The organism is Psychroserpens sp. XS_ASV72 (assembly GCF_041224425.1).
Lineage (GTDB): Bacteria > Bacteroidota > Bacteroidia > Flavobacteriales > Flavobacteriaceae > Psychroserpens.
In genome coordinates this window covers 369,218-391,954 of the sequence record NZ_JBGFGL010000077.1, presented here as the reverse complement: position 1 = coordinate 391,954, position 22,737 = coordinate 369,218, and the positions used below count along the sequence as shown (strand labels likewise).

Genomic DNA, 22,737 nt, shown 5'->3' with positions numbered 1-22,737 from the left:
ATGAGTTTAATTACTAAAGATTTATTAAGTAGAGTTACAAGTTATCGGAAAGTGAATTTAAGTAAAGGTTTGGGTGCGCCTCAAATCTTAAACGAATCATTTAGTGTTGATAAGGAGTATGATATATTTTTATCACACAGTTATTTAGATAAAGAGGAAATAGCAAGTTTAAAAATTTATTTGGAAGATTTTGGTTTTACTGTTTACATAGATTGGATTGAAGATAATCAGCTTAATCGTAATTCTGTTACTAAAGAAACAGCTGAAAGAATAAGGTATAGAATGCAAAACTGTAAGTCGTTAGTATACGCTTTTTCAAGAAATAGCAGTTTGTCAAAATGGATGCCTTGGGAATTGGGGTATTTTGACGGCATCAAAGGTAGAGTTGCTGTATTGCCTATTTCAGATTATGAATCTGATAGTTTCAATGGAACAGAATATTTGGGTATTTATCCTTACATAACGCAAAATAAAATTGCTAATACTGATAACCTAAAACTGTGGGTTAGAGAAAGTGTAAATAAGTATATAATTATGGATAGTTGGATAAAAGGATATAACCCTTCAGAAAGAAATTAAAATATGAAAGAAATAAGAGTTAAACATTTAGAATTGATTCATAATGTAATTGATAGATTATCTCACAAATCATTTTTGGTTAAAAGTTGGAGTATTACAGCTATAACCGCTTTAATGGCGTTTGGTATTGATAAAGAAGATTATAAAATATTCATTATTGGGTTTCCTGTGGCACTTCTATTTTGGTATTTAGATACTCACTATTTATGGCTTGAAAAAATCTTTAGAGAATTATACAACGCTGTAATTAAAAAAGAAGCTAAATCAATGTCAATGGATATTTCTAATTATAAAAGTAAAATAAATCCTTGGAAAATAGCTTTTAGGCCAACAATATGGCCGATTTATTTATCAGAAATAATTTTACTGATTTTATGTGTAATTTATTTTAAAGCTAAATGTAATGGAATCATTGTCTCGATATAAAAGAATAATCAAGTGGGTGTTTTGGCTAACATTAGCATTAATTGTGTTCCTTACGTTTCAGGCGATATACGAAACTGAAGATTGGAAGTTTTTCGATGTTGATTTTAATACAAGAGATCATATAATTTCTGCTTATGGTTCTCTAATCGGAGGAATATTAGCTTTCCTATCCATTCTTTTTGTTCTTTATCAAGTTTATGAACAAAGAGAACAAATAATTATTGAAAGGGAAGAAGCCGCAAATGATAAGCTTCAAGATTTAAAAGACCGTCTTTTGTTGTTAACCAATTACTTACAAACATTAGAAAAAGATATAGTTAGACACGGAGAAAGAATGGATACATTTTTTAAGGCTGAAAAGGAAAATCCATCTACAATGAATACTATGTATTTTAATACAAATAAAAATTTTGAAAGAGTTATTGAAATGGATATCCTTTCGAACTTTAAGGCGTTTCAAGCATTTTTTAAAGAGGATGAAGAAGATTGGCAAAAGCAATTTGTTAACCTATACGAAATATCAGATTTTTATAATGAGGCATTTAAAGATTTAAAGAAAAAATACGCTTTACACATTGAAGATAAAGTAACAAAACAAAAGCAAATAGCAGCTGATATGATGGAACTATTAAACGCAAATGCAAGATTGGTAGATGACTATAGGATAAAGTTTGGTGTAGCTGACTATTTAACAAAACCTTGGTCAAATTTAATTAATGATTACAACCCAGCCCATTATGAGTATTTGCAAGAGGTTCAAGATGCTGGCGATGTACCTGATTTTAGGCATATATCTGATAACCTGTTATTACCATTTATAGCAGAAGCAATGGATATTAGAAGAGATGAAGGATATGATGATTTAGGTAGTCGTAATATTATAGAGTTAGCTTCTACAATTAGAAAGAAAATATGGGATGTTGAGGTTTACAGCATTCAATATGCGGGTGATATTGAGAAGCAATTCAACAATTATTTCAGTCCAGAAAATGAAAATATAAATGAACTTAAAACTATTAAATCTAAAATTGATGCTAAACTTTAATTAATCACTATATGTAAATACAAAAACACCTCATTATCTATGCAAGAACACTTAAAAACCAACATACTCAATTTTAAATGGCCAAGTAGTACACCTGTCATATATTTATCGTTAGAAGATATAGAAGGTAGCCACCCAATCCATAAATCAAAGTTTTCAAAGCAGATAAAAGAGGCGTTTCCAGATACAGATTTATCAAGTTTAGAGCATATTTTCACCACATTTACTCAAGAAATACCCAATGCCCCAAGTATCAAAATAAATTTAATAAAGGATAAAGAACTACGCATTTACAAGCAATTCCTTAAACACCAATTAAAAACTTATTTTTTAGAAAAGGGTTACATCGTGGTCAAAAACTTTGTACGTGATGTACAAGTATGGATGCCTTCAAAAAAAGGGAATACAGCAGACTATAATTTATACTATAAATTCTCATTCAAAATACAGTTTGCAACACTCACTGACTTACCAGAACTTGTAGTATCGTATGATGGTACGTCAAAAGTCCTCACAAAATCAGTTAAGGATATTGAGGAAACAGAGTATATTAAGCGTTGTGTGTATGGTCAAAAAACCTTCAATTACCAAATGAACCTCGACACAGAGGATAAGGAAGAATTTTACAACAGTATAGAATTTGCTCAAGCCTTTCCAATATTCAATTTACAATTGGCAAGAGCCTTAAACATCCCTATTGAAGAACCAGACAGACCAAAGAACAGATACCAAAAGTATGTAGCACTCATCACTACATTTGCTAAAAACTATTTGTTTACAGAAGAATTTAAAACCTTGTTTCCTTTTAAACAAGATGCCTTTATAGATGTTCCTGGCAATCGCATCAATCACATTAACCCCAACTTGGGTTTATTAGAGTTTGGTAAAGACCAATATGGTAATAAAAGAACCCATTTAGTGCCTAAAAAGGCAATGAACATTCTAAACCCTTACAGACGTCCAAGCAATCAAAATATCAAGATATTTTTCATTTGCCATACCTCTCATAAGGATTCGGTATTGTCTTTCTATCAAAATTTAAAAGAAGGTGTAAATACTGAAAAGAACTATTATAAAGGATTAGAAGCCTATGTAAATATCAAGGCTACAGCATCAAAAGAGCATTTTATTGAGTTCACCAATGAAAATGACCCAATACCTGAAATAGTTGTGCAGCTTGAAAGTTTAACTTTTGACCACGAAAATGTAAAGTATGCAGCCTTTTACATCAGTCCTTTCGATAAGTTTACACCAGATCCTGACGATAGGGAAATTTACATCCGCATTAAAGAACTGTTTTTAAATGAAGGCATTGTAACCCAAGTGGTAGATTACGAAAAGATGATTGTAAACATCCAAGACCAATACAATTTTCAGTTTTCGTTGCAAAATATGGCATTAGCAATTCACGCTAAATTAGGTGGTGCACCTTGGAAACTGGCAGTAACCGATAAGAAAGAATTGGTAATTGGAGTAGGAGCATTTACCAATCAAGGTGAAAACAGACGGTATATAGCAAGTGCATTTAGTTTTCAAAACAATGGTTTGTTTAGAAATTTTGAATATTTCAACCAAAACGAAACAAAACTATTAGCAGGTAGTATATTAAAGGCCATTAGAGATTTTACATCAGTAGCTCAAGCAGACAAAGTAGTGATTCATTTTTATAAAGAAATGAGTTACGAAGAACTTCAGCCTATTGTAGATGGGATGAACAAACTAAAATTAGGAGTGCCTTTATATATTTTGAATATAAACAAAACCGAAGCAGAAGATATGATTGCTTACGATGTAAATTGGGGAGATAAATTAATGCCTGTAAGTGGTACATACATTCGCATAGGTGTAAATAAATTTTTACTATTTAATAATGCACGTTACCCAAATGATATTCATTATGCAGATACAGATGGTTACCCATTTCCTATAAAGATAAAAATAAGCAGTCCGGATGATGATGCTTTTGAAGATGTTGAGGTGATTGAAGAATTGTTAACCCAAGTATATCAGTTCAGTAGATTATATTGGAAATCTTTACGCCAACAAAATGTACCAATTACCATAAAATATCCCGAAATGGTAGCCCAAATAGCACCTCGTTTCGAAAACGGTGTTCCAGAGGACGCTAAAGATACGTTGTGGTTTTTATAAATACTTTGCAACACCATTGCATTAAAATATTTTTATCTTTGTCTCAATGAAAGTTTTAGCACTCATATTATCTATTTATATCTTTGCGCTCAATTTAGTGCCTTGTGAAGATAATGGTATACCTGATAATGAGGTTAAAACTGAAATTTCTCAAGCGTTAGACAACGACCATCAACACCAAGGAGCAGATTTATGCTCACCATTTTGCCAATGCCACTGTTGTCATATTCACGTTACACATTTTAATGTTGTAGATTACAGTTTATCTAATACTGTTATTCCAACTCAATTATTCTACTATTTTGATGGTCTTGAAAAAGACTTCAATACTACCCTTTTACAACCACCACAGGTTTAATGAATACCTGCGTATGCAGGTATCTTATAAATTCAAGTAACCCATTTTTGTAATAGGTTGCTTATCTCTATTTATAAATTCATTATAACCATTCTTATGATTAATAAAATCATTGATTTTTCAATCAATAATAAATTCATTATTGGTTTGCTAACGCTTACCATTATTGGAGCAGGTATCTGGAGTATGACAAAAGTACCCATAGATGCCGTTCCCGATATTACCAACAACCAAGTTCAGGTAATAACGCAATCCCCAAATTTAGGTACAGAAGATATTGAGCAAATAGTTACCTATCCTGTTGAGGTGGCAATGAGCAATTTGCCCAATGTGGAAGAGATTCGCTCAATTTCACGCTTTGGTCTGTCAGTAGTAACTATTGTATTTGATGATGATATGGGTACATATCTTCCGAGACAATTGGTAGCAGAAAAACTCAACGAAGTAAAAGAACAAATTCCTGCGGGTTTTGGAGAACCTACAATGGGGCCTATATCCACAGGTCTGGGAGAGATATACCAATACACATTAAAAGTAAAACCAGAATATCAAGATAAATATTCCATTTCAGATGTGCGTACAATGCAAGACTGGATTGTACAACGCCAAATGGCAATGGTTCCTGGTGTTGTCGAGGTCAACGCTATTGGAGGTAAAATAAAACAATATGAAGTTGCTGTAGACCCTAACGAGCTTAAATCTATTGGGATTACCATTACAGATGTATTTGAAGCCCTCGAAGCCAATAACCAAAATACGGGTGGTGCTTATATCGAAAAAAACCATCAGGCTAATTTTATACGAGGGGAAGGATTGGCAAGAAGTTTAGACGACATTAAAAAAATTACGGTTAAAACCATTAATAATGTGCCTATAACCATTGGCGATATAGGAACGGTTCAATTTGGTTCAGCCATTCGTTATGGAGCATTAACTCAAGACGGAGAAGGAGAAGTTGTCGGTGGCTTGGTGATGATGCTTAAAGGTGCAAATTCCAATGATGTGATTGCCAATGTTAAAGAGCGAATGGTTCAAATTCAAAAATCGCTGCCAGAAGGTGTTATTATTGAACCACTTTTAGACAGAAGTAAGTTAATTGGTGAAACCACTTCTACAGTTGCTACAAACCTTATTGAAGGGGCTTTAATCGTTATTTTCATCCTCATTTTCTTGTTGGGTAATTGGCGAGGTGGCTTAATTGTAGCTTCAACCATTCCATTATCGTTACTGTTTGCATTTATTTTAATGAATGTATTCAACGTATGGGCAAATCTGATGAGTTTAGGAGCTATAGACTTCGGAATTATTGTAGATGGTGCAGTAATTATTGTGGAGTCTACGGTATTTCTTATCGCTTCCCAAGTACTTAAAAAGAAAAAAATAACAAACAAGGAGCGTGATGAGGTTGCTGCATCGGCTTCCAAAAAAATGATGAATGCAGCTTTCTTTGGTCAGTTGATTATACTTATTGTGTTTCTTCCCATTTTAGCCTTACAAGGCATTGAAGGGAAAATGTTCAAACCAATGGCATTGACTTTTATTTTCGCAATGATTGGAGCTATGGTTTTGTGTCTTACCTACGTACCAATGATGTCTGCTTTGGTATTGAGAACACCAAAAAATGATAAATTATCTTATGGTGATAAATTTGTGCATTGGGTTGAAAATAAGTACAAACCTTTATTGGAAAAAGCCCTTCTAAAAGGCAAATTAATTGTAGGAATTGCTGTGGCACTATTTGCGGTAACAGTCTTTATGTTTACCCGAATGGGAGGTGAGTTTATCCCACAACTCGATGAAGGTGATATAGCATTCCACGCCATTTTAAAGCCGGGTAGTTCACTGTCTGAAACCGTAGAAACTACTACCAAAATCGAGCAGATTGTTAAGGCGAAATTTCCTGAAGTCGAAAAAATTGTGAGCCGTATTGGTGTTGCAGAAATACCAACTGATCCAATGCCTATGGATATTGCCGATGTATTCGTCATACTGAAACCTAAAAATGAATGGACTACGGTAGAGACAAAAGATGAGCTTATTGAAGCAATGAAAGAAGCTGTTGAAATTATCCCTGGAGTCAATTATGAATTTACCCAACCCATAGAAATGCGTTTTAACGAGTTGCTTGAAGGAGTGCGCGAAGATATTGCTATTAAATTATATGGCGAAGACATCGAGGTCTTATCTCAAAAGGCAGAAGAAATAACAAAAATAATTGCAGGAACACCAGGTATTGGTGATATGAAAGCCGAAGCCACAACAGGTCTGCCTCAAATGACTATAAACTATAGTAGAGATAAGTTGGCCCAATATGGACTGCAAATCAACACACTTAACAAAATGGTGCAATCGGCATTTGCAGGAGGAAATGCAGGCGTTATTTTTGAAGGCGAAAAGCGGTTTGATTTGGTAGTTCGTTTAAATCAACACAACCGTAAGGATATATCAGATATTCAAAATCTGTTTATCAATTTGCCTTCAGGGGTACAAATTCCACTTCGTGAAGTAGCTGATATATCCTATAAATCAGGCCCGATGCAAATCAGTAGGGACAATACCAACCGCAGAACCTATGTAGGGATCAATGTAAGAGGACGTGATGTAAAGTCGTTGGTAGAAGAAATTAAAACCAAATTAGATGCACAATTGGAATTACCCTCTGGCTATTTTGTACGCTATGGCGGTGCTTTTGAAAATTTGGAACGAGCCAGTAACCGCTTACAAACCGTAGTACCTATTGCCTTACTACTTATTTTCGTACTGATATACTTTGCTTTAAAATCAGTACCACAAACCTTAATGATATACATTGCTATTCCAATGGCTACCATTGGTGGTGTGGTGGCGTTGTGGCTACGAGATATGCCCTTTAGCATTTCGGCAGGTGTTGGTTTTATTGTATTGTTTGGCGTGGCCGTATTAAACGGCTTGGTAATGATAAGTGGCTTAAATGAATTGAAAGAAGAAGGTGTTATCAATTTAAAAGAACGGATTTTGGAAGGCACAAAGCGAAGAATACGCCCCATTATGCTCACTGCTTTTACAGATGTATTGGGCTTTTTACCAATGGCTGTTTCAGCATCGGCAGGTGCAGAAGTACAGCGTCCGTTGGCAACGGTAGTTATTGGCGGATTATTGACTTCTACATTACTCACCTTATTTGTATTGCCTATATTATATCATTGGGTAGAGAATAAGAACTTTAGGTTAAAGCCGAACAAAAAAGTAGTGAGTGCAGCCGCAGTACTGGTTTTAATGTTTGTGTTTTCAACTCGAAGTAATGCACAACAAATCACGGATACCTTGCCTAAAATTTCGTTGAACGATGCTGTTGCTTTATCTAAAAAGAACTATCCACTATTGAAGCAAAAACAATTGGAAGTTACCAAACAAGAAAACCTAAAATCCACAGCATATGATTTTGGTTCTACTCAAATCTTTACAGGAGGTGAAGAAGTGAAAGATGGAACAGGAATCTACACAACGGTCGGTGTTGGACAATCAAATATGGATGTGTTTGGAATCGGAGCAAAACGAAAACTGCAACAACAACGCATTGAGTTGTCTCAAAAAGCATTGCAATTATCTGAATTGGAGGTAGAACTGGAAGTGAAAAAAGCGTGGGCAAAATGTTATCAGTCTATGAGAAACTTTCAGTTGTACAAAGAGCTTGATTCCATCTATGGTAATTTTGAACAAGCAGTTACGCTGAACTTTGAAGTGGAAGCCATTTCTAAATTGGAGTATTCAGCGGCAAAAAATCAAGTGTTTCAAATTCAAAATAAAAAAGTACAGGCATACAGAGATTACCTCATAGCCATACAACAGTTAAATCTTTGGTTATTTGAAGACGAAATTTATACTGTATCAGAAGAATTGGAAAACATTGCAACGATTGAAACTGATAGCTTATCAACAAATGAACATCCAATGGTTACTGTTTCAGAAAATCAATTGAATGTCGCCGAAGCAGAATTGAGGGCAGCAAAAGCTGATAATTTACCAAAATTGAACCTTCAGGGTGGTTTACAAAAAGTTAATGGTAATTCAGGTTTTTATACCTATCAAGCAGGAATTTCCATTCCATTCCTGTCAGGTTCAAACAAAGCCCGAATTAAATCAGCAAAAATTGACAATGCTATTGCAGAAAGTAATTTGTTATTCAAAAAACAAGAATTACAATCACAATATGCACAAGCAAAAGAAAATTATTTAAAATGGAAACTGTCTTGGGAATTTTACGAAACACAAGTGTTACCGTTAACCAAAGACCAGAAATCAGGAGCGTTGTTGGCGTATAAGGAAGGAGAAATAGATTATACCACCTTTACACAATTGGTAAAAGAAGCCGTACAGTCAGAACTGGAAGCTCAAAACGCTTTATTCAATTATTTAGAAAGTGCATTTCAATTACAATATTTCAATCAATAACATTATGAAAAAAACAGCATACAAATACATCGCAGTCATTTTTGCAGCACTTTTTATGGTGTCTTGTGGCAATAAAAAAGACCATTCAGAAAATGATGGACTTTCTCACGATAAAACAGAACAAACCAGTGAAAATGAAGAACACCACGAAGAAGGCGAAGTAACGCTTAATCAGCAACAGTTTGATGCCTTAAAAATGAAAATAGACACCTTGGGCTTACGCAATATGAGTGGCTATGTTGAGGCAAACGGCACATTGGAAGTACCACCCCAAAACGAAGCTGCTATTACTTCTGTTATAGGAGCAAATGTAACATTCATAAAAGTCATTGAAGGCGATAAAGTTGAAAAAGGTCAGGTAGTGGCTTATTTGTCACATCCAAATATTATAGCCTTACAGACCGATTACCTAAACGCTTATAGCAATAGCGAACTTTTAAAGAAAAATTACGAACGCCAAAAAAAATTATACGATGCAGGAGTAGGATCTGGTGCTAATTTCCAAAAGGCAGAAGCAGAATACAAAGGTTCAACTGCATTAGTAAATGGTTTGGCAGCTCAACTGAAAATTTTGAATATCAATACAGCATCAGTTCGTAATGGGAGTATCGCTCAACAAATTCCGCTACGAAGCCCCATTGAAGGTTTTGTGCAAAAAGTCGAGGTTAAGACAGGGCAATATGTAGAACCACAAACTGAACTGTTCGAGATTGTAAACACACACCACGTGCACGCAGATTTAATGGTGTTTGAAAAAGATGTCTATAAAGTAAAACAAGGGCAAAAGGTAACTTTTAGTGTGCAATCCATACCAGATGCAGAACTTACGGCCGAGATTTACTCGGTAAGCAAAACCTTTGAAGACAACCCTAAAGCGGTTCACGTGCACGCCGAAATAGAAAATAAATCAGGTAATCTCATTCCAGGTATGTACATTCAAGGAAGAATACAAACCGATAATGCTTTAACAAAGGCATTGCCTGAAAGTGCCATTGTAAAAGATGGCGATAGATTTTTTGTTTTTACGATAGAAAAAGAAGGTGAAATTTGGGCTTTTAAGCCTGTAGAAGTAATAACTGGAGAAAAAGATGGAGATTGGATTGAAGTTACTTTTTCAGAAGAAGTATCCGCTAATACCAAATTTGCTTACAATAATGCGTATTACCTTATAGCAGAAATGAAAAAAGGAGAAGCAGAACACGCTCATTAATTATGGAAACGATAGAACAAGTATTAGAGTCAAAAGATATTCGCGTAACAGCAATGCGGTTGCTAATTTATAAGTTTCTTGCGGAAAAGAATGTTGCAGTAACCTTAAGTGATATTGAAAATGCTTTTGGAAAAGCAGATAGAACAACGCTTTACAGAACAATAAAAACTTTTGAGGAAAATGATATTGTACATCAAATAGACGATGGCACAGGGATAACAAAATATGCGTTATGCGAAAAGGGATGTAATTGTGATATAAAAACCGATTTACACTTACATTTCCATTGTAACAATTGCAATGAAACGATTTGCCTAACAGAACATAAAATACCGCAAATTAAAGTACCTGATGGTTTTGTGTCAGAGAATGTAAATTTGGTGGTAAAAGGTATTTGCGATAAGTGTAGTGGCTAATAATTGCACTTCCATTGCACTTACTATTAAAGTACATTTATCCAAAATTAGTGGATATGAAGTTTAATACTAAAATACCTAAACATCTGAAACAGGCGTATAACGAAGAATTAAAACTATACAGTTTCTGTTTAGAAAATAAGCATTTTAGCAATGCTTGGTATCATTTAGAACGTAGTCATATAATAGGACAATCTTATCCTATAGAGCATACCTATTCACATTGGCTAATGCTAAAGTTTGGATTTAGACAAAAAGATACTAAAGAAGTATTCGGTCAAATTATTAGATTGCTTGTTGGTGGCTGGAAATCATTTATAAATCACGTTCCTCTTGGTAATACAGGTGGCGCAAACGTACCACCATTAAAACGTATGCCTATTCCAAATGACATTGAAAAAGTATTAGATATAGAATGAAAAATAAATTAGCGGTTACAAGTATCCTAACAGCAATCACAGCTTCATTGTGTTGCATCACACCAGTTTTGGCATTAATTGCAGGAACAAGTGGTGTAGCTTCAACTTTTTCTTGGATAGAACCATTTAGACCTTACTTAATAGGGCTAACTATATTAGTTCTTCTCTTTGCTTGGTATCAAAAATTAAAACCAGAAAAAGAAATCGACTGTGAATGTGAAACGGATAAAAAACCAAAATTTATTCAGTCAAAAACCTTTTTAGGAGTTGTAACAGTATTCGCAATAGTGATGTTGGCATTTCCATACTACTCAAGTATGTTTTATCCAAATTCAGAGAAACAAATTGTTGTCGTTGATAAATCAAATATCAAAACAACAGAGTATAAAATAAGTGGAATGACTTGTCCCAGTTGTGAAGCTCACGTAAACCACGAAGTAAATAAACTTAACGGAATTGTGAACTCAAAAACATCATACAAGAATGGTAACGCAATCATTGAGTATGACCAAACTAAAACTAATGAATTAGAAATTGAGAAAGCAATTAATTCTACAGGTTATAAAGTAACTGATAAAAATTAAAATTGATGCAAACTATATTAAAATCTGAAATCACTTGCCCAACCTGTGGTCATAAAAAGGAAGAAGATATGCCAACAAATGCCTGTCAATTCTTTTACGAGTGTGAGAAATGTAAAACAGTTTTAAAACCAAACAAAGGAGATTGTTGTGTGTATTGTTCTTATGGTACAGTTCCTTGTCCACCAATTCAACAAAACAAAAGTTGTTGTTAAAACTAACTTGATGAAAAAAAAGAAAATCAATTTAAAAGATTTAAAACCAAATTCAGAAGCACAACATTCTCACGATGATGGTCATAATCACGGTAATGGAAGTGCATTCAAAACATACATTCCTGCTATCATAAGTTTTGTTATGTTAATGGTAGGTATCGCTGTAGATTATTTTGATGCGATTCCTCAATTTCAAGGATGGATTCGAGTAGTTTGGTACACTTTAGCATATATTCCAGTTGGATTTCCTGTAATTAAAGAAGGTTGGAAAAGTCTTATAAAAGGCGATGTTTTTACCGAGTTCTTTTTAATGTCTATTGCCACCATTGGTGCGTTTATCATTGGTGAATATCCTGAAGGTGTGGCAGTAATGCTATTTTATGCAGTAGGAGAATTATTTCAAAACGCAGCAGTTAATAGAGCAAAAGGAAATATAAAAGCATTATTGGATGTTCGTCCAAAAGAAGCTAACGTTTTTCGAGATGGTGACTATAAAAGTGTTTCGCCAGATGATGTAAACATAGGAGAGAAAATTCAAATTCGTGTAGGTGAAAAAATTCCTTTAGATGGTATTCTACTATCCGACAAAGCATCACTAAATACCGCAGCATTAACAGGCGAAAGCAAACCAGATTCTATTCAGAAGGAAGCCAAGGTTTATGCAGGTAGTATTAATTTAGAAAGCGTTATTGAAGTTGAGGTAACCAATAAGTTTGAAGATAGTTCTATTGCGAGAATTTTAGACTTGGTTCAAAATGCGACAGAACGCAAATCTAAAACAGAATTATTTATTAGACAGTTTGCTCGTATCTACACACCAATTGTAGTGTTTTTAGCTATAGGTGTTACTTTTATACCTTACTTTTTTGTAGATGATTATGTATTCAGAGATTGGTTATACAGAGCATTAATTTTCTTGGTAATTTCTTGTCCCTGTGCGTTGGTAATTTCAATTCCATTAGGATATTTCGGTGGATTGGGAGCAGCTTCAAAAAATGGAATATTATTCAAAGGTGCTTCATTTTTAGACGCTATGACCAAGATAAATATATTGGTAATGGATAAAACAGGGACAGTTACCAAAGGTGTATTTAAAATCAAGGAAATAAAAACTGTTGGTTGGGATGAATCTGATTTTATGAAGTATTTAATGGCTATGGAAGAACAGTCCACACATCCCATTGCTAAAGCTATTATGGAATACCAGAAAGAAACCAACAATTTTGAAGCAAATAAGGTTTCTGAAGTTGCAGGTAAAGGATTAAAAGGTATTGTAAACGGTAAAACTGTATTAGTAGGTAACAAAGCCTTAATGATTGCCAATAGTATCAATGTTCCAACTGAAACGGAATCTATTGTAGAATCGATAGTATTAGTTGCAATCGATAATCAATTTGCAGGTTATGTAGTCATAGCAGATGAATTAAAGGAGGATGCTAAAGAAACCATATCAAGTTTACATAGGGTAGGGATTAAAAAAATAATGATGCTTTCAGGAGATAAAGATTCCATAACTCAACAAGTGGCAAAGGATTTAAAAATAGAAAATGCCAAGGGAGGTTTATTGCCAGAGGATAAATTAAATGAAGTTGAAGCATTAAAGAAAAATCCACAAAATAAAGTAGCCTTCATTGGTGATGGTATTAATGATGCACCTGTTTTAGCAGCAAGTGATGTAGGTATAGCAATGGGCGGATTAGGTAGCGATGTAGCCATAGAAACAGCCGATGTTATCATTCAAACCGACCAACCTTCAAAAGTAGTGAGAGCTATTAAAATAGGCAGTTCCACTCGAAAAATTGTATGGCAGAATATCATTTTGGCTTTTGGTATTAAAGTAATTGTACTGATTTTGGGAGCAGGAGGTTTGGCAACAATGTGGGAAGCTGTATTTGCAGACGTAGGCGTGGCTTTATTAGCAATTCTAAATGCGGTAAGGTTACAGAAAATGAAATGGAGTTGAGCATTAAACTTCTGTTAATTAAATAAGTATTTGTTAAAATTTCGTAACTTTGCAATTACAATGAAAAAAGTATTGCATAAAATAATGGCTTTCGCAATGGCTTTTGTAGTGTTATTCTCTACATTGTCATTTACGGTCAATATGCATTATTGTGGCGGTACTTTGGTTGAAACAGCATTTCTAAAAAATGTAAAAGGTTGCGGAATGGAAATGGGCAACCCTTCAACAGAAAGCTGTTCAATCACCAAGAAAAATTGTTGTGATAATAAGCAATTATCAATTGAAGGTCAAGATGAGTTACAACTTACCATTGATAAAATTTCTTTTGAGCAACAAGTATTCATTGCATCCTTTGTATATACTTACATCAACCTTTTTGAAGGTTTAGAAAAAAACGTAACGGCTTACGAAGAATACAAACCGCCACTCGTCATAAGGCGTATCTACAAGATTGACGAGACCTATTTAATTTGATTTTTAAACAATAGACTGTGTTATCCTATGACTGCAATGTCGTAAGGATAATTCGCTGTATTCGGTGTTGTCGTAACACCAATGTCTAACTGTTTAATAATCAAAGCCAATGCTCAATAAAAGCATCAAATTTTTAATAGAAAACAAACTCGTAGCAGTTCTGCTACTCGTCCTTTTTATAGGTTGGGGAACTGTTAATGCTCCATTTAATTGGGATACAGGTTTTTTACCAAGTAATCCTGTAGCTGTAGATGCCATACCAGATATAGGTGAAAACCAACAAATTGTATTCACAAAATGGGATGGTCGTTCACCACAAGATATAGAAGACCAAATTACCTATCCATTAACCACATCATTATTGGGTATTCCTGGAGTAAAAACCATTCGTAGTTCCTCTATGTTCGGTTTTTCAAGTATCTATATCATTTTTGAAGAAGACATAGAATTTTACTGGAGTAGAAGTCGTATTCTCGAAAAACTTAATTCCTTACCAAGTGGTTTATTACCAGAGGGTGTTAATCCTGCGTTGGGACCAGATGCTACAGGATTAGGTCAAATATTTTGGTACACACTCGAAGGTCGTGATGAAAATGGAAATGTAACGGGTGGTTGGGATTTGCACGAATTACGTAGTATTCAAGATTACTATGTAAAATATGCATTGTCATCTGCAAGTGGTGTATCTGAAGTTGCATCTATTGGTGGTTACGTGCAAGAATATCAAGTTGATGTAAACCCAGAGTTAATGCGTCAATATAATATTGGCTTGCACCATATTGTAAAAGCAGTTAAAGAAAGTAACCGAGATATTGGAGCACAGACTTTAGAAATCAATCAAGCCGAATATCTGGTACGTGGTTTGGGTTATGTGAAATCCATAGCAGACATCGAAAATGCAGTTGTAACTTCAGAAGATTACACAGCTATCAAAATTAAAGATGTGGCAAAAGTGTCTTTAGGTCCTGCAACAAGACGTGGAATTTTAGACAAAGAAGGTGCAGAAGTGGTTGGTGGTGTTGTAGTAGCACGTTATGGCGCTAACCCAATGGAAGTGATTAATAATGTAAAAGCCAAAATAAACGAATTAAGCGCAGGACTACCTACAAAAACGTTGGCAGATGGTAGAACATCACAAGTAACTATAGTACCATTTTACGACCGTACAGAATTGATTCAAGAAACATTGGGTACACTCAATGAAGCCTTAACTTTAGAAATACTCATTACCATTTTGGTCATTATCATAATGGTATTTAATCTTCGTGCTTCCGTATTGATTTCAGGGCTATTACCTGTTGCGGTGTTAATGGTATTTATAGCAATGAAGCTCTTTGGTGTCGATGCCAATATTGTTGCTTTATCTGGAATCGCAATTGCAATTGGTACAATGGTAGATGTTGGTGTCATACTTTCAGAAAACATTATAAGGCATTTAGACGAAAACGAAAACAAATTACCAATAAACACAGTCGTTTACAACGCAACAGCAGAAGTTTCAGGAGCAATCGTAACCGCAGTAATGACAACCATTATCAGTTTTATTCCTGTATTTACAATGATTGGTGCTGAAGGAAAATTATTTAGACCATTAGCATTCACAAAAACCTTTGCATTAACAGCTTCGATAATTGTAGCCTTATTTCTAATACCACCGTTTGCGGCCTTTTTATTCCGAAAAAAGAGCATTCAAAAACATTTTAAATATGCTTTAAACGGTGTTTTAATAGTATTAGGAATAACTGCTATTTACTTCGGGTATTGGTTAGGAATAATACTCATAGCTTTTGGTGTGACAGCTTTATTGAATCTTCAAAACAAGATTTCAGATAAACAGGCAAACTTTGCCAACATCATCATTTCGGCTTCAGCAATTGTATTCTTATTAGCAGAATATTGGCGACCGTTAGGCGTAAATAAAAGCATCTTCTTAAACCTCATTTTTGTAGCTATTATTTGTTTTGGTTTGTTAGGTGTATTTGGATTATTCATTAAATACTACACACGTATTTTAAGATGGTGTTTAGACAATAAATTATTATTTCTTTCCATACCTACAGCAATTGTCATTGCAGGATTTTTCATAATGAAAAATACAGGTAAAGAGTTTATGCCATCATTAAATGAGGGTTCTTTTCTGTTAATGCCTACCTCAATGCCACATTCGGGTGTAGAAGAAAATAAGCGCGTTTTGCAACAATTGGATATGGCAGTAGCAAGTATTCCAGAGATAAAAACTGTTGTTGGTAAAGCAGGAAGAACTGAATCTGCTTTAGATCCTGCACCATTATCAATGTATGAAAACATCATTCAATACAAACCAGAATATATGCTGAATGATAAAGGAGAACGTCAGCGTTTCAAAGTCAATGAAGACGGTGAATACATATTAAAAAATGGTATGTCATTGCGAGCGGAACACCGTGAAGCGTGGCAATCTCTAAATGCAAAAGAACAACTAATCCCAGACGATGATGGCGAGTTTTACAGAAACTGGCGACCAGAAATACAATCACCAGACGATATTTGGAACGAAATTGTAAAAGTCACCAAATTACCAGGTGTCACATCAGCACCAAAATTACAACCTATTGAAACCCGATTGATAATGCTACAAACAGGAATGCGTGCACCAATGGGAATAAAAATAAAAGGACAAGATTTAAAAGAAATTGAAGCGTTTGGAATGCGATTAGAAGATATTTTAAAACAAGCTGAAGGTGTAAAAGATGAAGCTGTTTTTGCAGACCGTATTGTAGGTAAACCCTATTTGTTAATTGATATTGATAGAGAGAAAATTGCTCGTTATGGCGTAACCATTGAGGAAGTTCAAAATGTTTTGAAAGTGGCTGTTGGTGGTATGGTATTAACACAGACAGTAGAAGGTCGTGAGCGTTATGGTGTTAGAGTTCGTTACCCAAGAGAATTAAGAGCAAATCCAACCGATTTAAAACAAATCTATGTGCCTGTTGAAAAAGGAAGCCCTATTCCTTTAAGTGAATTAGCGACTATAAAATATGAACAAGGTCCACAAGTAATTAAAAGTGAAGACACTTTTTTAGTTGGCTATGTGTTATTTGATAAAATGGATGGTTTTGCAGAAGTCAATGTGGTAGAAAATGCACAAACCTTAATTCAAGAAAAGATAGATAGTGGCGAATTGGTAGTCCCAAAAGGTATCAACTACCAATTTACGGGAACGTATGAAAACCAATTAAGAGCAGAAAAAACCTTGTCGGTTGTTGTGCCTTTAGCGTTGGCAATCATTTTCTTAATTCTGTATTTCCAATTTCGTTCAGTAGGGACATCACTAATGGTATTCACAGGTATTGCAGTTGCTTTTGCTGGTGGTTTTGTAATGATATGGCTCTATGGTCAAGATTGGTTCTTAAACTTCAATGTCTTTGGTGAAAATCTGCGCGATTTATTTCAAATGCACCCCATTAATTTAAGTGTAGCGGTTTGGGTTGGGTTTATTGCACTATTTGGTATCGCAACCGATGATGGAGTTGTAATGGCAACTTATTTAACACAAACATTTGATAGAAATACACCAGAAAATAAAAAAGAAATCAGAGCATCAGTAGTAGAAGCAGGAGAAAAACGTATTAGACCTTGTTTAATGACAACTGCTACTACCATATTGGCATTATTACCAGTATTAACATCTACAGGAAGAGGTAGTGATATTATGATACCTATGGCAATACCAAGTTTTGGTGGAATGTTAATCGCTTTAATAACACTATTTGTAGTCCCTGTTTTATATAGTTGGAAAGCAGAAGTTAAACTTAAAAGAACAGTATAATGAAACATATAAAATCACACATAAAGTCAGTCATTTTTCTTTGTTTTTTAATCTTTGTTCTCAAAGGAAATGCGCAACAATTAGATGTGCTCATTAATGAAGCATTAGATAACAATCCTGAAATTCAAAAATTTGAATTGCAATACAAAAGGGTTTCAGAAAAAGTAAATGAAGTAAATACGGTTCCTAATACAGAATTTGGAGTTGGTTATTTTGTAAGTGAACCAGAAACTCGAACAGGTGCTCAACGCTTTAAGGTGTCTGCAAAACAAATGTTACCGTGGTTTGGTAATATTTCGGCAAGAGAAAATTACGTTAGTTCGTTAGCAGATGTTAAGTATGAAGATATTGTAATTGCGAAGCGAAAACTAATGTCTTCAGTTTCACAATCTTATTATAGACTATATGCTAATAAAGCAAAACAAAAGGTATTAACAGAGAATATCAATCTGTTAGAAACTTATGAAACAATGGCTTTGACTTCTGTTGAGGTTGGTAAAGCATCAGCGGTTGATGTATTGCGTTTACAAATGCGTCAAAACGAAATGCAACAACTCAAAGATGTGTTGCAACAACAATTTTTAGCAGAACAAACTAACTTCAATAATCTATTGAATAGAGGTAATGATGTTACCGTGAATGTGGTAGATAGTTTAATGATACCTTCTGAAGACTTTGATATTACTTTTGAAAAATTAGTATTACATCCTGAATTACTAAAATTTGATAAACTCTATCAATCCATAGAGCAATCAGAATTATTGAATCAAAAAGAAAGCAGTCCAATGATTGGTTTTGGATTAGATTATATCAATGTTGCTGAAAGACCAAATATGGATTTCAGCGATAACGGAAAGGATATTGTAATGCCAATGGTTTCGGTATCTATCCCAATTTTCAATAAGAAATATAAATCCCAAACCAAACAAAATGATTTGCAACAGCAGGAAATTACTGCTCAAAAACAGGAACGTTTAAATGCATTGGAAACGCTTTTAGACAAGGCGATTAACGAACGCATTTCTGCAAGAATAAGTTATGCTACCCAAGCCAAAAACCTAAAACAGGCTAAAGATGCAGAAGACATTTTAATCAAAAGTTACGAAACAGGAACCATTGATTTTAATGATGTTTTGGATATTCAAGAGTTGCAATTAAAGTTTCAAATGAACCAGATAGAATCTGTGAAGACTTACTATGTGCAAAGTACAATCATTAATTATTTAATTAAGTAAACAATGAAAACATTTAACACAATACTTCTCTTATTCTTAACTTCAATGGCATTCGCCCAAGTTGGAACAAATGGTGAAGACAGAAAAGAAGAAGGACGCCCAATTAGAGAATATAACCTTACCATAGAAAAAAATGAAATGACGCTTGGAGGTGTCACCGCAAACGGAATGACCATTAATGATGGAATTCCAGGACCTACATTAGAATTCAAAGAAGGTGACCTCGCTATTATTAATGTAACCAATAAAATGGATGAAGAAACCTCTGTACATTGGCACGGTTTAATACTTCCTAATTTTTATGATGGTGTACCTTATTTAACTACGCCACCTATAAAAGCAAATACTACATTTCAATATAGAATACCTATAAACCAATCTGGCACATATTGGTATCATTCCCACACGATGTTGCAAGAGCAAAAAGGAGTTTATGGCTCAATAGTCATTCATCCTAAAGAAAAGACCTTGGACTATGATAAGGATTTAGTCGTAGTCCTTTCCGATTGGACAAACGAAAAGCCAATGAATGTGTTACGAAACCTTAAACGGGGAAACGAATGGTATCAGGTTAAAAAAGGGACAGCAGTACCATTAAGCAGAGTTATTAAAGAAGGTGCATTAGGCGCACAATTCAAATTTTGGCGCGATAGAATGGAAGGTGCAGACATTGCGGACGTCTATTATCCTGCGTTTTTAGCTAATGGTAAAAAACTTGCAGAATATTCAGAGTTTAAAACAGGTGAAAAAGTACGATTACGTTTTATCAACGCATCTGCTTCATCTTATTATTGGGTGGATTTTGGTGGTGGTAACCCGATGATAGTTGCGAGTGATGGTGTAGATGTAACACCAGAATATAAAAACCGATTTCTTTTTGCAATTGCCGAAACCTATGATGTTATAGTAACTATCCCAGAAGGTACATTAGAAATTACCGCAACAGCCCAAGATGGTTCTGGCAACACCTCAATCCGTTTGGGTAGCGGAAAATTGTATCCAGCTACTGTAATAGACAGACCAGATAAAGTGGCTATGATGAAGCAAATGGCAAAAATGGATATGAAGATGGGTGCACCTGCAATGGTGGGCAATCAAAAGAAAAAAACACCAGAGTTTTTGATGCAGACATATGGAATGAAGATGAAGATGGATATGAAAGACGGACAGATGAAGATGGATAATGATATGAATATGGAAATGAAAAAGGATGCGACGCCAATGAATCATATGATGTCTACAATGCAAAAGGACACCGCTTCATTTAATTATGATACACGTAAAACGTATTTCAATTATGATTTTTTAAAAGCAAAGGAAAACACCACTTTTAAGACAGATGCGCCAGTAAATGAAATTTTACTGAATCTAACTGGTAATATGCAACGCTATGTTTGGAGTATGAATGGTACACCATTGTCCGAAACAGACAAGATTAAAATTAAAAGCGATGAGGTTACAAGGATTACCCTAAATAATCTGACAATGATGCACCACCCAATGCACTTGCACGGGCATTACTTTAGGGTGATTAATGAAAATGGAGAGCGTTCGCCATTAAAACATACCGTAAATGTACCACCGATGAAAAAAGTAATTATAGAGTTCTATAATGAAGAATATGGTGATTGGTTCTTTCATTGTCACGTGCTATATCATATGATGGGTGGTATGGCAAGAGTATTTAGCTATGATACACCACGAGATGAAAGGATGAAACCTTATCCAGTACAAAACCTAATTGACGAGACAGACCATTACTATTCGTGGGGAATGCTTCGTGGAGGTTCAAACTTTAATGAACTTTTATTGATGTCAAGCAGCATCCGTAACGAATTTGCACTACGTGCCGAGTTTGATTATAACCAAAATGCCGAGATAGAAGTAAATTATAACAGATATCTCAATGATTGGGTACGCGTATATGCAGGCGTAAATACTGAAACTTCAACACCAGATTCTTATGATACATTCAATACTGTGGGATTGGTTGGAGTTAAATATTTCACGCCTTACAGATTTAATGTCGATGTGAGTATGGACCATCAACTGCGCCCAAGAATACGTTTAGACAGAGAACTATTGATTTTTCCTAGAATTTTTCTCGAAGGAGAATACGAATACAGAGCAGATTTTGGATGGGTTAATGAGTTAGAAAACAACAAATCTTATGAAGGTGAAACGCAATGGTTAATTGGAGCATCATACATCTTATCTCGAAATTTTTCAATTCAAGGGAATTATAATAACCGATATGGTTGGGGTGGCGGACTATTAGTTCGATTTTAATAATAAATAACAATTTTATATAAACAAATATTAATCTTAAAAGTAAGTCAAAATGAAAAAAGTAAAATTAGTAACAACAATTATGGTAATGGCTTTTATAAGCCTAACAACAATGTCTTGTAAAGACGCAAAAAAAGAACATAACAACGATGAAGGTCATAATACAGAAATGAATCACGACAATAGCGATGGTCATCACGATGGTAAGAAAAAGAAAATGGCAATGAATGGAGATACAAATTCTCAAACAATATTAAATGACTATTTCAACTTAAAGGATGCCTTAGTGGTAGATGATAATGCCAAAGCTAAAGAATTGGGTGCAACCCTCGCAACGTCATTAGGAAAGCTTGACATTTCAAAATTTACAGATGCCCAGCAATCAGAATTAAAGGACATTATCGAAGATGCTACGGAACACGCAGAACATATTTCAGAAAGTCCAATAGCACATCAACGTGAGCACTTTAAAGTTTTAAGTAAGGATATTACTGATATGGTAGCTATTACAGGAACACAAGTAAAACTATATGAGCAATTTTGTCCAATGTACGATGGTGGTTCAGCTTGGTTAAGTATGAGCAAGGATATTAAGAATCCCTATTATGGAAGCAAGATGTTGAACTGTGGAAAAGTCCAAAAGGAAATTAACTAAATGAAGATTTTAAAAATCATAGCAATAGTGTTGTTGGTGGCGTTTGTGGGGATTCAATTTATCCCCACAACGCGCAACCAAAGTGAAGTTGTTCCAAAAACCGACTTTATGTTGGTAAATGATGTCCCAAATGATATCAAGAACAAATTACAAGTCTCTTGCTATGATTGCCACAGTAACAATACAATATATCCTTGGTACAATAAGGTGCAACCGGTAGCCTGGTTTCTTGAAGACCATATCAAAGAAGGCAAGGCAGAATTAAATTTTAATGAATGGGATGATTATTCAAATAGAAGAAAAAACAGTAAACTAAAATCCATCATCAATCAAATTGAAAATGGCGAAATGCCCCTTTGGTCTTATACGCTAATTCACAAAAATGCCCTTTTATCGACAGGTGAAAAAGAACTTATAATTGGTTATATGAAACAAATTAAAGATAGTTTAAATTAAAATTCTGATATAAGTAGAATGGATTA

18 protein-coding genes are annotated in these 22,737 nt (G+C 34.5%); all 18 read left to right on the top strand.

What is annotated here, in order from left to right; translation table 11 throughout:
- The 18 genes from AB9K26_RS10580 (at position 1) to AB9K26_RS10495 (ending at position 22,711) form a co-directional block, all read left to right on the top strand.
- The gene (locus AB9K26_RS10580) at positions 1–579 is read left to right on the top strand and encodes a toll/interleukin-1 receptor domain-containing protein (RefSeq protein WP_223033347.1); all 579 of its coding nucleotides are present in this window, start codon (positions 1–3) and stop codon (positions 577–579) included.
- 3 nt (positions 580–582) lie between these two features.
- On the top strand, positions 583–1,005 hold the full coding sequence (locus AB9K26_RS10575) for a hypothetical protein (protein ID WP_223033348.1): 423 nt from the start codon (positions 583–585) through the stop codon (positions 1,003–1,005).
- Entirely contained in the window at positions 983–2,050 is a 1,068-nt protein-coding gene (locus AB9K26_RS10570) for a hypothetical protein (RefSeq protein ID WP_223033349.1), read from the top strand. Before AB9K26_RS10575 ends, AB9K26_RS10570 begins: the two co-directional genes overlap by 23 nt.
- Positions 2,051–2,089: 39 nt before the next feature.
- A complete protein-coding gene (locus AB9K26_RS10565; protein WP_062618762.1) occupies positions 2,090–4,201 on the top strand; it encodes a Piwi domain-containing protein in 2,112 nt (703 codons plus the stop codon).
- A 46-nt stretch (positions 4,202–4,247) separates the two neighbouring features.
- Positions 4,248–4,559, top strand: a complete 312-nt coding sequence (locus AB9K26_RS10560; RefSeq protein ID WP_062618764.1) for a DUF6660 family protein — start codon at positions 4,248–4,250, stop codon at positions 4,557–4,559.
- Positions 4,560–4,655: 96 nt separating this feature from the next.
- Positions 4,656–8,990, top strand: coding sequence for a CusA/CzcA family heavy metal efflux RND transporter (locus tag AB9K26_RS10555; protein WP_062618767.1), 4,335 nt, complete (start codon positions 4,656–4,658; stop codon positions 8,988–8,990).
- 4 nt (positions 8,991–8,994) lie between these two features.
- The gene (locus AB9K26_RS10550; protein WP_062619728.1) at positions 8,995–10,200 is read left to right on the top strand and encodes an efflux RND transporter periplasmic adaptor subunit; all 1,206 of its coding nucleotides are present in this window, start codon (positions 8,995–8,997) and stop codon (positions 10,198–10,200) included.
- Positions 10,201–10,202: 2 nt separating this feature from the next.
- Positions 10,203–10,616, top strand: a complete 414-nt coding sequence (locus AB9K26_RS10545) for a Fur family transcriptional regulator (RefSeq protein ID WP_062618769.1) — start codon at positions 10,203–10,205, stop codon at positions 10,614–10,616.
- A gap of 56 nt (positions 10,617–10,672) precedes the next feature.
- A complete protein-coding gene (locus AB9K26_RS10540) occupies positions 10,673–11,035 on the top strand; it encodes a DUF3703 domain-containing protein (protein ID WP_369972525.1) in 363 nt (120 codons plus the stop codon).
- The gene (gene merTP, locus AB9K26_RS10535) at positions 11,032–11,619 is read left to right on the top strand and encodes a mercuric transport protein MerTP (RefSeq protein ID WP_133355506.1); all 588 of its coding nucleotides are present in this window, start codon (positions 11,032–11,034) and stop codon (positions 11,617–11,619) included. Before AB9K26_RS10540 ends, merTP begins: the two co-directional genes overlap by 4 nt.
- 5 nt (positions 11,620–11,624) lie before the next feature.
- Positions 11,625–11,831, top strand: coding sequence for a GDCCVxC domain-containing (seleno)protein (locus AB9K26_RS10530; RefSeq protein WP_120201171.1), 207 nt, complete (start codon positions 11,625–11,627; stop codon positions 11,829–11,831).
- Between the two features lie 10 nt (positions 11,832–11,841).
- The gene (locus tag AB9K26_RS10525; RefSeq protein WP_369972524.1) at positions 11,842–13,794 is read left to right on the top strand and encodes a heavy metal translocating P-type ATPase; all 1,953 of its coding nucleotides are present in this window, start codon (positions 11,842–11,844) and stop codon (positions 13,792–13,794) included.
- A 60-nt stretch (positions 13,795–13,854) separates the two neighbouring features.
- Positions 13,855–14,268 carry a hypothetical protein gene (locus tag AB9K26_RS10520; RefSeq protein ID WP_250432543.1) on the top strand — a complete coding sequence of 138 codons (414 nt, stop codon included), beginning with the start codon at positions 13,855–13,857 and terminating at the stop codon, positions 14,266–14,268.
- Between the two features lie 109 nt (positions 14,269–14,377).
- Positions 14,378–18,076 (top strand): efflux RND transporter permease subunit, encoded by a 3,699-nt coding sequence (locus tag AB9K26_RS10515; RefSeq protein WP_369972523.1) that lies wholly within the window; start codon positions 14,378–14,380, stop codon positions 18,074–18,076.
- The gene (locus tag AB9K26_RS10510; RefSeq protein WP_369972522.1) at positions 18,076–19,311 is read left to right on the top strand and encodes a TolC family protein; all 1,236 of its coding nucleotides are present in this window, start codon (positions 18,076–18,078) and stop codon (positions 19,309–19,311) included. The genes AB9K26_RS10515 and AB9K26_RS10510 overlap by 1 nt, the downstream gene beginning before the upstream one ends.
- A gap of 3 nt (positions 19,312–19,314) precedes the next feature.
- Positions 19,315–21,600 (top strand): multicopper oxidase domain-containing protein, encoded by a 2,286-nt coding sequence (locus AB9K26_RS10505; RefSeq protein ID WP_369972521.1) that lies wholly within the window; start codon positions 19,315–19,317, stop codon positions 21,598–21,600.
- 52 nt (positions 21,601–21,652) lie between these two features.
- Positions 21,653–22,255 (top strand): DUF3347 domain-containing protein, encoded by a 603-nt coding sequence (locus AB9K26_RS10500; protein WP_106688415.1) that lies wholly within the window; start codon positions 21,653–21,655, stop codon positions 22,253–22,255.
- The gene (locus tag AB9K26_RS10495; protein WP_027879800.1) at positions 22,256–22,711 is read left to right on the top strand and encodes a heme-binding domain-containing protein; all 456 of its coding nucleotides are present in this window, start codon (positions 22,256–22,258) and stop codon (positions 22,709–22,711) included.
- Positions 22,712–22,737 lie beyond the last annotated feature (26 nt).